The 15,658-nt window shown below is 71.5% G+C and carries 9 protein-coding genes; all 9 read left to right on the top strand.

The window, feature by feature from the left end; all coding sequences use genetic code 11:
- Positions 1-56 precede the first annotated feature (56 nt).
- The 9 genes from NQU54_RS00705 to NQU54_RS00665 all read left to right on the top strand — a co-directional run bounded on the left by NQU54_RS00705 (position 57) and on the right by NQU54_RS00665 (position 15,423).
- Positions 57-1,076 (top strand): rod shape-determining protein, encoded by a 1,020-nt coding sequence (locus NQU54_RS00705; RefSeq protein ID WP_037946248.1) that lies wholly within the window; start codon positions 57-59, stop codon positions 1,074-1,076.
- 146 nt (positions 1,077-1,222) lie between these two features.
- Positions 1,223-2,167 (top strand): rod shape-determining protein MreC, encoded by a 945-nt coding sequence (mreC, locus tag NQU54_RS00700; protein WP_069865854.1) that lies wholly within the window; start codon positions 1,223-1,225, stop codon positions 2,165-2,167.
- Between the two features lie 3 nt (positions 2,168-2,170).
- Positions 2,171-2,884 (top strand): rod shape-determining protein MreD, encoded by a 714-nt coding sequence (gene mreD, locus NQU54_RS00695; RefSeq protein ID WP_372505734.1) that lies wholly within the window; start codon positions 2,171-2,173, stop codon positions 2,882-2,884.
- Positions 2,885-2,926: 42 nt separating this feature from the next.
- On the top strand, positions 2,927-5,071 hold the full coding sequence (gene mrdA / locus NQU54_RS00690; protein ID WP_257629252.1) for a penicillin-binding protein 2: 2,145 nt from the start codon (positions 2,927-2,929) through the stop codon (positions 5,069-5,071).
- A 181-nt stretch (positions 5,072-5,252) separates the two neighbouring features.
- On the top strand, positions 5,253-6,386 hold the full coding sequence (gene rodA, locus NQU54_RS00685) for a rod shape-determining protein RodA (RefSeq protein WP_257629341.1): 1,134 nt from the start codon (positions 5,253-5,255) through the stop codon (positions 6,384-6,386).
- Between the two features lie 45 nt (positions 6,387-6,431).
- Positions 6,432-8,069, top strand: coding sequence for a CYTH and CHAD domain-containing protein (locus tag NQU54_RS00680; RefSeq protein WP_257629251.1), 1,638 nt, complete (start codon positions 6,432-6,434; stop codon positions 8,067-8,069).
- 71 nt (positions 8,070-8,140) lie between these two features.
- Positions 8,141-10,063, top strand: a complete 1,923-nt coding sequence (locus NQU54_RS00675) for a TIGR03960 family B12-binding radical SAM protein (protein WP_069865864.1) — start codon at positions 8,141-8,143, stop codon at positions 10,061-10,063.
- 209 nt (positions 10,064-10,272) lie between these two features.
- Positions 10,273-11,049 carry a TIGR03936 family radical SAM-associated protein gene (locus NQU54_RS00670; RefSeq protein WP_069865866.1) on the top strand — a complete coding sequence of 259 codons (777 nt, stop codon included), beginning with the start codon at positions 10,273-10,275 and terminating at the stop codon, positions 11,047-11,049.
- Between the two features lie 222 nt (positions 11,050-11,271).
- Positions 11,272-15,423, top strand: coding sequence for an Rne/Rng family ribonuclease (locus NQU54_RS00665; protein ID WP_257629250.1), 4,152 nt, complete (start codon positions 11,272-11,274; stop codon positions 15,421-15,423).
- Positions 15,424-15,658 lie beyond the last annotated feature (235 nt).

Genomic DNA, 15,658 nt, shown 5'->3' with positions numbered 1-15,658 from the left:
TCTAGCAAGCAATCGCTCCAGCAGGGAAGGCCTGACGTATCCTCATGGGGAACAACATGTCGTTCATCGGCCGTGACATGGCTGTCGACCTCGGGACCGCCAACACGCTGGTGTACGTCAGGGGCCGCGGGATCGTCCTCAACGAGCCATCCGTCGTCGCCATCAACACCAACACCGGCGGAATTCTCGCCGTGGGCGCCGAGGCGAAGAAGATGATCGGCCGCACCCCTGGCAACATCGTCGCTGTGCGTCCGCTCAAGGACGGCGTTATCGCCGACTTCGAGATCACCGAGCGGATGCTGCGGTACTTCATCCTGAAGATCCATAAGCGCCGCTATCTCGCCCGGCCCCGGGTGGTCGTCTGTGTGCCGTCCGGTATCACCGGTGTCGAGCGCCGCGCCGTTATCGAGGCGTCCACCCAGGCGGGCGCCCGCCAGGTGCACATCATCGAGGAACCCATGGCCGCGGCTATCGGTTCCGGCCTTCCGGTCCACGAGGCCACCGGCAATATGGTCGTGGACATCGGCGGCGGCACCACCGAGGTCGCCGTCATCTCGCTCGGTGGGATTGTCACCGCGCAGTCCATCCGGGTGGCGGGCGATGAGCTGGACAACGCGATCATCCAGCACATCAAGAAGGAGTACAGCCTGCTGCTCGGTGAGCGCACCGCCGAGAACATCAAGATCACCATCGGTTCGGCGTACGAGGGTGATGAGGAGGAGCACACCGAGATCCGCGGCCGTGACCTCGTCAGTGGCCTTCCCAAGACCGTGGTGATCTCCGCCGCGGAGGTCCGCAAGGCCATGGAGGAGCCGGTCAACTCGATCGTCGACGCGGTCAAGACCACCCTCGACAAGTGCCCCCCGGAGCTCTCCGGCGACGTCATGGACCGCGGCATCGTGCTCACCGGCGGCGGTGCGCTGCTGCGCGGCCTGGACGAGCGGCTGCGCCGTGAGACCGGGATGCCGATCCATATCGCCGAGGACCCGCTGGACTCCGTCGCGCTCGGGTCCGGCAAGTGTGTGGAGGAGTTCGAGGCGCTCCAGCAGGTGCTGGACGCCCAGCCCCGCAGATGAGACAAACCCGGCGGACCGGCCGTGCGGGTGGTTGGGCGCCCGTGCGGCGGAACGCTGATATACAGGCATAAGGCTCCCCAGGACCGGCCGGTCACCATGTCTCCGGCACCCGGTCCGACTTCGACGAGGAAGGCACGTCGCCGCACGTGAGGGACACACGAGAGAGCCGGCTGCTCCTGGTGCTGCTGGTCGCCATCGCGTTCGCGCTGATCACGGTGGATATCCGCGGCGGCGAGGACTCCCCCCTCGATGGCGCCCGTCAGGCCGCCGCTTCCGTCTTCGGGCCGGTGGAGGACGGCGTGGCGTCCGCCGTGGACCCGGTCGGCAACGCCGTCGCGGCCGTACGGGAATCCGGTGACCGGCATGACCGGGTCCGCCGGCTGGAGGAAGAGAACACCAAGCTCAAGCAGCGGCTCGGCAACAACGCCCGCGACCGGGCCCGCTCCGCCGAGCTCGACAAGCTGCTCAAGACCGCGGGCGCCGGTCAATACGGCATCAAGGGCGCCCAGGTCATCGGCATCGGCGCCGCCCAGGGCTTCTCCTGGACCGTCACCATAGACATGGGCAGCAATGACGGCATCCGCCGCGACATGACCGTCATCAACGGTGACGGGCTGGTCGGCCGGGTCACCACCGTCGGCTCCTCGACGGCCACCGTGCTGCTCGCCATCGACCCGGACTTCACCGTCGGCACCCGTATGGAGGGGTCGGGCGAGCTCGGCTTCGCCACCGGGCGCGGCGACCGCTCGCTCCATGTGCAGCTGCTCAACGGAAAGGCCCGGATCAAGAAGGGCGACCGGATGGTCACCTTCGGCTCCCAGGCGGACAAGCCGTTCGTCCCCGGTGTCCCGGTCGGCAAGGTGGTCCGCGTCGATCCCACGGGCGGGGACCTCACCCGCACGCTCCAGGTGCGCCCCTACGTCCAGTTCAGCAAGCTGGACATCGTCGGGGTCGTCATCCAGCCGCCGCGCGACAACCCGCGTGACACCGTGCTGCCGCCCAAGCCCGCGAAGCCCAAGCCCGCGCCCACGGTCACCGTCACGGCCAACCCCTCCGCCTCCGCCACCAGCCCGGCCGCCAACAGGAGCTGACCGATGCTGCACCTCAACCGGATCGTCCTGTCGACCTGCCTGGTGGTCTTCGCCCTCGTCGTCCAGGTCTGTGTGCTGGCCCGGCTGCAACTGCCCGGCGCCGTCCCGGACCTGCTGCTGCTCGTCGTGCTCGGCCTCGCGCTCGTCTACGGCCACACCGGCGGCGCGCTCATCGGCTTCGGCGCCGGGCTGCTCGCCGACTTCGCCCCGCCCGCCGACCACGCCGCCGGCCGCTACGCCCTGGTGCTGTGCGTCATCGGCTATCTGGCGGGGCTCGCCAAGCCGGAGACCGGCCAGCTCAGGTCGGCCACCGGGCCGATGCTGGTGGTCGTGGCGGCGGCCATCGGCGCCACGCTGCTGTACGCCGGGGTCGGCATCCTCGTCGGCGACGACGCGGCCCGTCAGGTGGGCCTGGGCAAGCTGCTGTTCACCGCGGCCCTCTACGACCTGCTGCTGGCGCCCTTCGCCGTGCCGGTGATCATGGGGCTCGCCAGACGGAGCGAGAACGATCCGATGGCCGACAGCGCGGGCGGCGGCGGTGAGGGCCCGTCCCGCTGGATCAGCACGGCGGGCGGCGTCAGCACCGGCCGGCCCAGCCGGATGAGCCGGCTCAGGCGTCCGGGCCGGGCGGCCCGGATCGGCAGCCAGCGCGGCGGGCTGCTGGCCCGCACCGGGAAGAGCAGGACGGCACGCATCAAGGGGGTCAAGCGCCTGTGAGCAACGCCCGCCCGTCGCCCGCCGCCGCCCTCAGGGGATGCCATGAGTAATATTCCTCAGACCGGACGCACCCCCCGGGTCACCATCCGGCTCGTCGGCCTCCAGATCCTGGTCTTCTCGCTGCTGCTGACCCTCGGCGGACGCCTGTGGTACCTCCAGATCCGCAACGGCGACGAGTACACCGCCGAAGCCGCCAACAACCACGTCCAGCAGGTCGTCCACCCCGCCGTGCGCGGCTCCATACTGGACGCCCGCGGGGTGCCGCTGGCCGACAACGAGACCCGTCTCGTGGTCTCCGCGAGCCGCACCGAGCTGATGAAGATGCCGGACGACGGCGAGGCCGTCCTCACCCGTCTCGCCGAGGTCCTGGGCATGAAGCCCAAGGACGTCATGGACAAGGTCCGGCTGTGCGACGCCAAGACCCCCCAGCCCTGCTGGAACGGTTCCCCGTACCAGCCCATCCCGATCACCGACGAGGCCAGCGCCAAGCAGGCGCTCCAGATCCGTGAGCGCGAAGAGGACTTCCCCGGCATCAGCGCCGAGCCCACCGCGGTGCGCCGCTACGCCGCGCCCGCCGGTTCCAACGCCGCCCAGGTGCTCGGCTATCTCTCCCCGGTCACCGATGAGCAGGTGAAGGAGGCGGAGAACACCAAGTCGCCGCTCCTCCGCTCCGACCAGGTCGGCAGCAACGGCCTCGAGCGCGAGTACGACAGCGAGCTGCGCGGCGAGGCGGGGGTGACCCGCTATGAGGTCGACAACCTCGGCCGGGTCATCGGCCAGCGGGAGAGCCAGCGGGCCCGCCCCGGCGCCAACGTCGTCACCAGCCTCGACTCACGCGTCCAGGCGGTCGCGGAGAAGGAGCTGGAGCAGGCGATGCGGGACGCCCGCAAGCAGCACGACCGCAACACCGGCACCAACTACAAGGCGGACTCCGGCGCGGTCGTGGTCATGGAGGCCAAGACCGGCCGGGTGGTGGCCATGGCGTCCAACCCGACGTACGACCCCAACGCCTGGGTCGGCGGCATCTCCGGCAAGGACTACAAGCAGCTCACCGGCAAGAAGTCCAACTACCCGCTGCTCAACCGGGCGATCCAGGGCCAGGCGGCCCCCGGCTCGATCTTCAAGGTGATCCCGACCACCGCCGCGGTCAACGCCGGCCACGACTTCAACGGCCCGTACGCCTGTACCAGCTCGTTCAACATCGGCAGCCAGGTCTTCAAGAACTTCGAGTCCGAGAACTACGGCGGGATCAGCCTCGGCCGCGCGCTGGAGGTCTCCTGCGACACCGTCTTCTACCGGATCGCCTACGACGAGTGGAAGCGGGACGGCGGCAACAAGCCCAAGAAGAAGCCGGGGGACTGGTTCTACCGGACCGCCCACCAGTTCGGCCTCGGCAAGGAGACCGGCATCGACCTCCCCAACGAGGTCACCGGCCGGGTCCCGGACCGCCAGTGGAAGAAGGACTACTGGAAGGCCAACAAGGACGCCTGGTGCAAGAGCGGCAAGAAGAACGGAAGCTATGGCGAGCGGATCGCCTATGAGAACTGCCTCGAGGGCATGAAGATGCGTGCCGGTGACTCCGTGAACTACTCCATCGGCCAGGGCGACACCCTCGTCACCCCGATCCAGATGGCCACCATCTACGCGGCCATCAGCAACGGCGGAACGCTCCACGACCCGACCGTCGGCAAGGCGATCGTCAGCCCCGACGGCAAGGACATCACGGAGATCAAGCCGAAGTCGCACGGCAAGCTGCCGATCAGCGCCTCGCTGCACAAGAGGATCGACAGCGCGCTCGCGGGCGTGGCCACCCGGGGCACCGCCGCCTGGCGGTTCCAGGGCTGGCCGCAGGACAAGATCCCGATGCACGCCAAGACCGGTACCGCGGAGGTCTACGGCAAGCAGACCACCTCGTGGTTCGCGACGTACACCAAGGACTACACGGTCGTCATGACGATCTCCCAGGGCGGCACCGGCTCCGGGGCCTCCGGCCCCGCCGTGCGCAAGATCTACAACGCGCTGTACGGGGTCGACGCCAAGGGCGGCATCGACAAGAAGAAGGCGCTGCTGCCCCAGCCGCAGGCCAAACTGCCGAAGATCTCGTCGGACGGCTCGGTCGAGGCCCAGCCGCTGGGCAAGCAGTTCGAGGCGGCCGGCCGGGAGCGGCGGCGGGGAGCTGACTCGTGAGCGACGCACGCGCGGCCGCCGGGTCGCGGACGACGACGAAAGGCGCGCCTCTGCGCCGCGCGGGCGACGGTGACATGAGCCGCTGCCGCGGCGGGGCGAACAGGAGGCAGGCGTGAGCACATCCACGCATGGGTACTCCGTCCGCCGCTTCACTCCCGAGCGCGGCGCCTGGAGCAAGCTCATGGCGCGCGACTCGGTCGTGCGCCGCCTGGACTGGGTGCTGCTGCTCACCGCGCTGGCCCTGTCCGCGGTCGGCGGGGCGCTCGTCTACTCGGCCACCCGCAACCGCACCGAGCTCAACCAGGGCGATCCGTACTACTTCCTGGTGCGGCACGCCCTCAACACCGGTATCGGGCTGGTGCTCGCCATCGGCACCATCTGGCTGGGCCATCGCACCCTGCGCGGCGCGGTCCCGGTCCTCTACGGGCTGTCCGTCATCCTCGTCCTCGCCGTGCTCACCCCGCTGGGCTCGACGATCAACGGTGCCCACGCATGGATCGTGATCGGCGGCGGATTCTCCATCCAGCCCGGTGAGTTCGCCAAGATCACGATCATTCTGGGGATGGCGATGCTGCTGGCCGCGCGGGTGGACGCGGGCGACCGGCTCAACCCGGATCACCGCACCGTCGTCCAGGCGCTCGGCCTGGCCGCGCTGCCCATCGCGATCGTGCTGCTGATGCCGGACCTCGGCTCGGTGATGGTCATGGCGGTGATCGTGCTCGCCGTGCTGCTCGCCTCCGGCGCCTCCAACCGCTGGATCGCCGGGCTGATCCTCACGGCCGTGGTCGGCGCGCTGCTCATCTGGCAGCTGCACGTCCTCGACCAGTACCAGATCGACCGCTTCGCCGCCTTCGCCAACCCCGCGCTCGACCCGGCCGGGGTCGGCTACAACACCAACCAGGCGCGGATCGCGATCGGCTCGGGCGGACTCACCGGTAAGGGGCTCTTCCACGGCACCCAGACCACCGGTCAGTTCGTGCCCGAGCAGCAGACCGACTTCGTCTTCACGGTCGCGGGGGAGGAGCTCGGCTTCCTCGGCGCGGGCCTGATCATCCTGCTGCTGGGGGTCGTGCTGTGGCGCGCCTGCCGGATCGCGCGCGACACCACTGAGCTGTACGGGACCGTCGTCGCGGCCGGGATCATCGCCTGGTTCGCGTTCCAGGCGTTCGAGAACATCGGGATGACGCTGGGCATCATGCCGGTGGCCGGTCTGCCGCTGCCGTTCGTCTCCTACGGCGGATCCTCGATGTTCGCCGTATGGATCGCGATCGGGCTGCTCCAGTCCATCCGTGTGCAGCGGCCCGTCTCCGCTTAGGGCTGAGAAAGGGCTGATAAGCCCGAGTTCGGGTACGTGACACACATGGTGGACACGAAGCAGGAGATCGAGCGCAAATACGAGGCCACCGCCGAGGAAGCCGGTCCGTCCGGGCGGCCCGACCTGCCGGGTCTGCCCGAGCTGACCGGGGCGGGCCCGGTCGCGACCGTGGTGAGCCGGGGTGTCGCCACCCTCGAGGCCACCTACTACGACACCCCCGGCCGACGGCTGCTGGGAGACGGCATCACCTTGCGCCACCGCACCGGCGGCCATGACGAGGGCTGGCATCTGAAGCTGCCTGTCGGCCCGGACGTCCGGGAGGAGCTGCACGCGCCGCTCGGCGGCGAGGTGCCCGCCGAGATGGCCGCGCTGCTGCGCTCGCGGGTCCGCCACGATCCGCTGCGCCCGCTCGCCCATCTGCACACCGAGCGGGACCGCAAGGATCTGGTGGACGCCGACGGCACCGTGCTCGCCGAGGTGTGCGTCGACCGGGTGACGGCCCGGCGGCTGGCGCCCGAGGAGAGCGCGCCCGTGCGGTGGACCGAGGTCGAGGTCGAGCTCGCCGAGGGCCGTGGTCACGATCGGCGGCTGCTCGACGCGGTCGAGGTGCGGCTGCGCGACGGCGGGCTGCACCGCGCCGACACCCCCTCCAAGCTGGCCAAGGCCCTGGCCGAGACGGAGCGGGCCGCGGTCGCCGTCGAGACCGGCGGAGACGGGCCCGGCCGGCCCGCCAGGCCCGGGAAGCCCGCGAAGACCGCCCGTCAGGTCGAGCGGGCCGCTCCGGCGCCCCGGCGGCCCCTCGGCGCCGACGATGTCGTCCTGGACTATGCACGCCGTCAGATCGACGCCCTGGTACGGCTCGACCCCGCCGTGCGCAGGGACCTGCCGGACGCGGTGCACCGGATGCGGGTCGCCACCCGGCGGCTGCGCAGCGCCTTCCGCTCCTACCGCGCGGTCCTGGACCGTACGGTGACCGATCCGGTCGGCGACGAGCTGAAGTGGCTGGCCGGTGAGCTCGGTGTGGAGCGCGACCGCGAGGTGCTCACCGAGCGGCTCGAGGGCCGGCTCGCCGAGCTGCCGGGCGACCTCCGGCTCGGCCCGGTCCGGGACCGGCTGCGTCAGTGGTCGCAGGGGCAGCGCGACGGCGCCCGCGCGACCGTCCTGGCCGCGCTGGACAGCGAGCGCTATCTCACGCTCCTGGACACCCTCGACGCCCTGGCGGCCGATCCGCCGCTGCGCACCGCCGCCGGAAAGCCGGCCACACCGGTGGTCGTCAAGGCCGTGCTGCGTGACTACGAGCGGCTCGCCGGCCGTATGGCCACCGCCCTGGAGACGCCCCGGGGGCCGGACCGCGACGTCGCCGTCCACCAGGCCCGTAAGGCAGCCAAGCGCGTGCGCTACGCGGCCGAGACGGCCCGGCCCGCGCTCGGCAAGCCCGCCAAGACCTTCGCCCGCCGTATGCAGGGCGTGCAGGATGTGCTCGGCGACCACCAGGACAGCGTCGTCACGCGCGAGGCGCTGCGGACGCTGGCCACCCAGGCCCATGGCGCGGGGGAGAGCGACTTCACCTTCGGCCTGCTCTACGGCAGGGAGGAGGGGCGGGCCGCCGCCCGCGAGCGTGAGCTGCCCGGCCTGTGGGCCGAGGTCTCGCGCAAGAAGCACCGGGCGGCCCTGGAGGCGTGATCCATGGCGAGGGAGCCTCGCGCGGGCGGGTACGCTTGAGGGTCACCCCTGTCAGCTCACGAAAGTCCGCGATGTCTGTCGAGTCGGTCTTCCCACAGCTCGAGTCCCTGCTGCCGCATGTGCAAAAGCCCATCCAGTACGTCGGTGGCGAGCTCAATTCCACTGTCAAGCCGTGGGAGAGCTGCGATGTCCGCTGGGCTCTCATGTACCCGGACGCCTACGAGGTCGGGCTGCCCAACCAGGGCGTCATGATCCTCTACGAGGTCCTCAACGAGCGCGAGGGCGTGCTCGCCGAGCGCACCTACAGCGTGTGGCCGGACCTCGAGGAGCTGATGCGCGAGCACAAGGTGCCGCAGTTCACCGTCGATTCGCACCGCCCGGTCTCCGCGTTCGACTTCTTCGGCGTCTCCTTCTCCACCGAGCTGGGGTACACCAACCTCCTCACCGCGCTCGACCTCGCCGGTATCCCCCTGGACGCCGCGGACCGCACCGAGGACCACCCGGTCGTGGTCGCGGGCGGCCACGCCGCGTTCAACCCCGAGCCGATCGCCGACTTCATCGACTGCGCGGTGATCGGCGACGGTGAGCAGGCCGTGCTCGACATGACCGGGATCATCCGCGCCTGGAAGGCCGAGGGCCGCCCGGGTGGCCGGGACGAGCTGCTCTTCCGTCTCGCCCGCACGGGCAGTATCTATGTCCCGAAGTTCTACGACGTGGAGTACCTGGCCGACGGGCGGATCGCGCGCGTCGTGCCCAACCGCTCGGGCGTGCCGTGGCGGGTGTCCAAGCACACCGTCATGGACCTCGACGAGTGGCCCTACCCGAAGCAGCCGCTGGTGCCGCTGGCCGAGACCGTCCATGAGCGGATGTCGGTGGAGATCTTCCGCGGCTGCACCCGCGGCTGCCGCTTCTGCCAGGCGGGCATGATCACCCGCCCGGTGCGCGAGCGGTCGATCACCGGGATCGGCGAGATGGTCGAGAAGGGGCTCAAGGCCACCGGATTCGAGGAGGTCGGCCTGTTGTCGCTCTCCTCCGCCGACCACACCGAGATCGGCGATATCGCCAAGGGCCTCGCCGACCGGTACGAGGAGGACAAGATCGGCCTGTCCCTCCCGTCGACCCGGGTGGACGCCTTCAACATCGACCTCGCCAACGAGCTGACCCGTAACGGGCGTCGCTCGGGCCTCACCTTCGCCCCCGAGGGCGGCAGTGAGCGCATCCGTAAGGTCATCAACAAGATGGTCTCGGAAGATGACCTCATCCGTACGGTGGCCACCGCGTACGGAAACGGCTGGCGGCAGGTGAAGTTGTACTTCATGTGCGGGCTGCCCACCGAGACCGACGAGGACGTGCTTCAGATCGCCGACATGGCCACCAAGGTCATCGCCAAGGGCCGCGAGGTGTCCGGTAAGAACGACATCCGCTGCACCGTCTCGATCGGCGGCTTCGTCCCCAAGCCGCACACCCCCTTCCAGTGGGCCCCGCAGCTGAGCGCCGAGGAGACCGACGCCCGGCTGGAGAAGCTGCGCGAGAAGATCCGCGGCGACAAGAAGTACGGCCGCTCGATCGGCTTCCGCTACCACGACGGCAAGCCCGGCATCGTCGAGGGCCTGCTCTCGCGCGGCGACCGCCGTGTGGGCGCGGTCATCCGCGCCGTCTACGAGGACGGCGGCCGCTTCGACGGCTGGCGCGAGCACTTCAGCTACGACCGGTGGATGGAGTGCGCCGAGCGCACCCTGCCCGACTTCGGCCTCGACCTCGATTGGTACACCACCCGCGAGCGCACCTACGAGGAGGTCCTGCCCTGGGACCACCTCGACTCGGGCCTGGACAAGGACTGGCTGTGGGAGGACTGGCAGGACGCGCTCGACGAGACCGAGGTCGACGACTGCCGCTGGACCCCCTGCTTCGACTGCGGCGTCTGCCCGCAGATGCAGACCGAGATCCAGATCGGCCCCACCGGCCGGAAGCTGCTGCCGCTGTCGGTGAAGTAGCGCTCCGGTGCCGGTGAAGTAGTCCTCCGGCGGTGAGGCGGCCGTCCGGCGGCGCAGTAGCCGTCCGGCGGTCCTCCGTCACCGGGCCGCCCACAAAGTACGCTGGAAGAGACCGGGGCCCCGGTGGCCCTGGTGTTCGACCGCAAGGAATACAAGGAGACAGTCCCCTGGGCAAGCGACAGCCCGAAGGCCCGCCGCCCGCTCCCGCGGTGCAGCGCATCCGTTTGCGTTACACCAAGCGCGGCCGCCTCCGGTTCACCAGCCACCGCGACTTCCAGCGCGCCTTCGAGCGCGCGCTGCGCCGCGCCGAGGTGCCGATGGCCTACTCGGCGGGCTTCACCCCGCATCCCAAGGTGTCCTACGCCAATGCCGCACCCACCGGCACCGGCAGCGAGGCGGAGTACCTGGAGATCCAGCTGACCGAGGCGCGCGACCCCGAGAAGCTGCGGGCGGTCCTCGACGAGTCGTTGCCCGCGGGTCTCGATGTGATCGAGTCCGTGGAGGCCCGCACCCCGGGGCTCGCCGACCGGCTGGAGGCGTCCGAGTGGGAGATCCGGCTCGACCAGGTGGCCCGGACGGACGCCGAGCGTGCCGTCGCCGCCTTCCTGGAGGCCGACACGGTCGAGGTCGAGCGCCGGACGAAAAACGGGTTGCGAACCTTCGACGCCCGTGCCGCGGTGGCCCGGCTGGAGACGCTTCCGCCCCGGGCCGATAGGCCCGGCGACGGTGGCTGTGCGATACTGCGGCTGGTGGTGCGGCATCTGACACCTGCCGTACGACCCGACGACGTCCTGTCCGGTCTCCGCGCTACGGCCGACCTGGCGCCGCCGGTCCCCGCAGCGGTGACCAGGCTGGCGCAGGGGCTGCTCGATGAGGAGTCCGGCACGGTGACCGATCCGCTCGCGCCCGATCGCGAGGCAGCTCAGGCCGCGACATCCGCGGCCGGCGAGCTGACCGCCGCGATGGCGCCGGGAGGTCCCGCGTAGGGCCGCCGTCGATGCGCCGCCGACGCACTTGGGAGCCACCCGGGTCCGGCTGGCGCACTGACCAGAAGACTTTCGCCGGTCCCGACATATCCGGTCCCGGTGAGCGAGACGACAGCTCCCGTGCGGCGCCCGCGCCCCGGACGGCGGCACACGCGCACAGTGCGCGAGTGGCCGGCCGGAAGCAGGCGCGGCGCCCGGGAGCGTGACGGGAGAAACGCCCGCATGCTCGAACCAATTGAGCCGACCGAACACATCCAGTCCCCAGGGCCCATCGCGTCGCGTGCCGCGGCGCCCGGGGAATCCATCGAGAGCACGCCCAGTGACACTCTGCCGCCGCGCCGCCGCCGTGCGGCGTCCCGCCCGGCGGGCCCGCCGCCCGGTGCGGTGAGCGAGGCCGAGGTCACCACGTCCTCCGCACCGGCCATACCGGCCGATCAGATCGCCGTCGCCGATGCCGCTTCCGAGCCCGTCGCCGCCGGTGCCGCCATGGCCACGGCGAGCGCGTCCGCGGCCGGGGCCGACCCCGAATCCGCCGCTCCACCCGCCCGTACGCGGCGCCGGGTGGCGCGCAAGGCGACGTCCCCGGCGGGTTCGCCGGAGGCCGCGGAGACCGTGGTGTCGGCCGATGCCGGGCGTGGCGGCGAGGAGACCGAAGCCGCCGCGGAGCCCGTGTCGGAAGCCGTGACGGAAGCCGCCCCCGAGGCCGCTCCGCACGCCCGTTCGCGCCGCCGTGCGACCCGTAAGGTGACCGCTCCGGCCGGTGCGCCGGCGGAGGCGGAGGTCGTGGAGCCGGAGGAGCCCGAAGAGTCCGAGGAGGCCGCGGCCGCTTCTGAAGCCGAGGCCGAGGCGGAGACCGTGCCCGCTGCCCCCGCCCGTACCCGCCGCCGTTCGACCCGTAAGGCGACCGCCCCCGCCGGCCCGCCGCAGGCGGAGACCGCCGACGCGGACGCGTCGTCCACGGCGGCCGCTGGTGGCAGTGGCGACGAGACCACGGCCTCGGCCGCAGTCGCAGCCGATGCCCCGGCCGACGAGGCCCCGCGTACCCGTACGCGCCGTCGTACGACCCGTAAGACGATCGCTCCGGCGGACGCCCCCGTGGAGCCGGAGCGGGCCGAGGAGTCCGCGGCCGCTGCGGAGGCCGAGGCCGAGGCGGAGACCGTGCCCGCTGCCCCCGCCCGTTCGCGCCGCCGTGCGACCCGTAAGGCGACCGCTCCCGCCGGAGCGCCCGCGGAGGCCGAGGCCCCCGAGGAGCCCGCCGCCGAGGAGCAGCGGGGCGAGAGCTCCGAGGAGCCCGCCGGTGCGCAGGCCGAGGAGGCGCCGCGCACCCGTACCCGCCGCCGTGCCGTCCGGGGCACCGCTCCCGCCGCCGAGGAGCCGAGCGGCGCCCCGGAGCCGCAGGGCGCCGAGCCCGAGGCCGGGGCCCCGGCCGCCGAGGCCGCTTCCGAGCCGGAGTCCGTGCCCCGTTCGCGGCGCCGGGAGGCCCGCCCGCCGACAGCCGTGTTCCAGGCGCCCGTCTTCACCGAGCCCGTCTTCCAGACGCCGGAGAGCGCCGCCGCCGAGGCCGCCGCCGCGCTGGAGGGCGCCGACGACGCTGACGAGGACGAGGACGAGGGCCAGCCGACCGCCGAGGCCGTCGAGCCCGAGACGTCCGCCGGCCGTCGTCGGCGCCGCCGCCGTGGTGTGCCCGCCGAGGAGCACCCGGAGCCCGAGGAGACCGAGGCCGCCGAGTCCGAGACCGAGGCCGAGTCCGGCCACCCCGAGGGCGAGCACGGCGAGGAGGAGCCGGGCGACCGTCCGGCCCGTCGCCGCCGCCGTGGCGGACGTCGCCGCCGCCGGGGCGAGACCGCCGAGGGCGCTGAGGGCGCCGAGGGGCGTTCCGAGGGCGAGACCGGTGAGCGCTACGAGGACGAGTCGGCCGCCGAGGGCGAGGGCGCCGAGGAGCAGGGCGAGGGCCGCGACGAGTCGGGCGCCGAGTCCGGTGAGTCCGGCGGCTCCACCAGCAGCCGCCGTCGCCGTCGCCGCCGCCGTCGCAGCGGCGAGGCTGCCGAGGCGGAGACGACGGGCGGCGACGACCCGGAGCGTACGGTCGTCAAGGTCCGCGAGCCCCGGGAGCGGCGCGGCAAGGAAGCCGAGTCCAGCGCCGACGAGGTGCAGTCGATCAAGGGGTCGACGCGTCTGGAGGCCAAGAAGCAGCGCCGCCGCGAGGGCCGTGAGCAGGGCCGCCGCCGGGTCCCGATCATCACCGAGGCCGAGTTCCTGGCCCGCCGCGAGGCGGTCGAGCGGGTCATGGTCGTCCGGCAGAACGGCGATCGCACCCAGATCGGTGTGCTGGAGGACAACGTCCTCGTCGAGCACTTCGTCAACAAGGAGCAGGCGACCAGCTACGTCGGTAACGTCTACCTGGGGAAGGTCCAGAACGTGCTGCCGTCGATGGAGGCCGCCTTCGTCGACATCGGCAAGGGCCGCAACGCCGTGCTGTACGCGGGCGAGGTGAACTTCGAGGCGCTGGGGCTCGCCAACGGGCCGCGCCGCATCGAGACCGCCCTGAAGTCCGGCCAGTCCGTCCTGGTGCAGGTGACCAAGGACCCGATCGGCCACAAGGGCGCCCGGCTGACCAGCCAGGTCTCCCTCCCGGGCCGCTATCTGGTCTATGTGCCCGAGGGCTCGATGACCGGTATCAGCCGCAAGCTGCCCGACACCGAGCGGGCGCGGCTGAAGCAGATCCTCAAGAAGATCGTCCCCGAGGACGCGGGTGTGATCGTCCGCACCGCCGCCGAGGGCGCGAGCGAGGACGAGCTCTCCCGCGACGTCGCCCGGCTCCAGGCGCAGTGGGAGGAGATCAAGAAGAAGGCGAAGAACGGCGGCGCCCCGTCGCTGCTCTACGGCGAGCCCGACATGACCGTCCGGGTCGTCCGCGACATCTTCAACGAGGACTTCTCCAAGGTGATCGTCAGCGGTGACGACGCCTGGCAGACCATCCACGGCTATGTCTCGCATGTGGCGCCCGACCTCGCCGACCGGCTCCAGAAGTGGACCTCGGACGTCGACGTCTTCGCCACCTACCGGATCGACGAGCAGCTGATGAAGGCGCTGGACCGCAAGGTCTGGCTGCCCAGCGGCGGTTCGCTGGTGATCGACCGGACCGAGGCGATGGTCGTCATCGACGTCAACACCGGCAAGTTCACTGGTCAGGGCGGCAACCTCGAGGAGACGGTCACCAGGAACAACCTGGAGGCGGCCGAGGAGATCGTGCGCCAGCTGCGGCTGCGCGACCTCGGCGGCATCATCGTGATCGACTTCATCGACATGGTGCTGGAGTCCAACCGCGATCTGGTGCTGCGCCGACTGCTGGAGTGCCTGGGCCGGGACCGTACGAAGCACCAGGTGGCGGAGGTCACCTCGCTCGGACTGGTCCAGATGACCCGTAAGCGGGTCGGCCAGGGGCTGCTGGAGTCCTTCTCCGAGTCCTGTGTGCACTGCAACGGCCGTGGCGTGATCGTCCACATGGACCAGGCGTCGGCCGCCGGTGGCGGTGGCGGCAAGCGCAAGAAGAAGAAGTCCGCGGCCGGTGCCGGTCAGCAGCCGGCCGAGCAGGAGCCGGCCGCCGTGGCCGGGGCGGAGGCCGAGCCCGAGGACGTCACCGAGGCGGCGGCCGAGATCGCGGCGGAGGCCACCCAGCCGAAGCCGCTGCCCGAGCCGGTCTTCGCGGCCGACGAGGAGCTGTACAGCAGCGCCGCGGAGGCCGAGGCCGCCGCGACCCGCGGGCGTACCCGCCGCCGTGCCACCCGTAAGGTGTCCGCCCCGGCGGGTGCCCCGAAGACCGCCAAGGAGCCCGAGGGCGTGGTGGTCGTGGTGGCCGACGAGCCGAGGGAGGCGGCCGAGCCGGAGCCGGAGGCGGCCGCCGAGGCCCCCGCTTCCGCTTCCGCCGAGGAGCTGGAGGCCCCGATCGAGGGCGTTCCCGCGCCGCGTACGCGCCGCCGTGCGACCCGTAAGGTGTCCGCCCCCGCGGGCTCGCCGACGGGTTCCGAGGAGGCGGCCGTGGTGGTCGTGAGCGGGTCTTCGGCCGAGCCGGAGCCGCAGCCCGAGCCGGAAGCGCGGTCCGAGTCGGAGGCGGCGCCCGAGAGCGCGTCCGCCGAGGGCGAGGCCGAGACCGAGGCTCCGGCGAAGAAGCGGACCGCCCGTAAGGCCGCCAAGAAGGCTCCGGCCAAGAAGGCGGCGGCCAAGAAGACCGCCGAGAAGAAGACGGCGGCGAAGAAGACGGCCGCCAAGAAGACCACGGCCAAGAAGACGACCGCCAAGAAGGCGGCGTCGAAGAAGACCGCGGCGGCGGAGCAGCAGACTCCGCAGTCGGTCTCGGCGGCGGCCGACGACTGACACGGCCGTCCGGCCGACCGGGGGCACACTGTCACGTGGCAGTGTGCCCCTTGGGTTCTGCTAACCTTGACCCTCGGCGTCTGTACGCCAAACCCCTGAGCACATCCCTTCCGCTTCGCCGGAAGAGGCCGTTCGGCCGATGGTGAATCGCATGATCACTCGGTTGTCACGACCCTCGTGGGCCGTGTTGGGCGGCTGGCATCAGAGGTCCCGTTTTCTAGCGAGAGAGTGAGAA

Origin of the sequence: Streptomyces malaysiensis subsp. samsunensis (assembly GCF_024519315.1) — a bacterium.
Lineage (GTDB): Bacteria > Actinomycetota > Actinomycetes > Streptomycetales > Streptomycetaceae > Streptomyces > Streptomyces malaysiensis.
The sequence above is the reverse complement of the archived record's forward strand: the minus strand, read 5'-3'. Positions and strand labels throughout refer to the sequence as shown.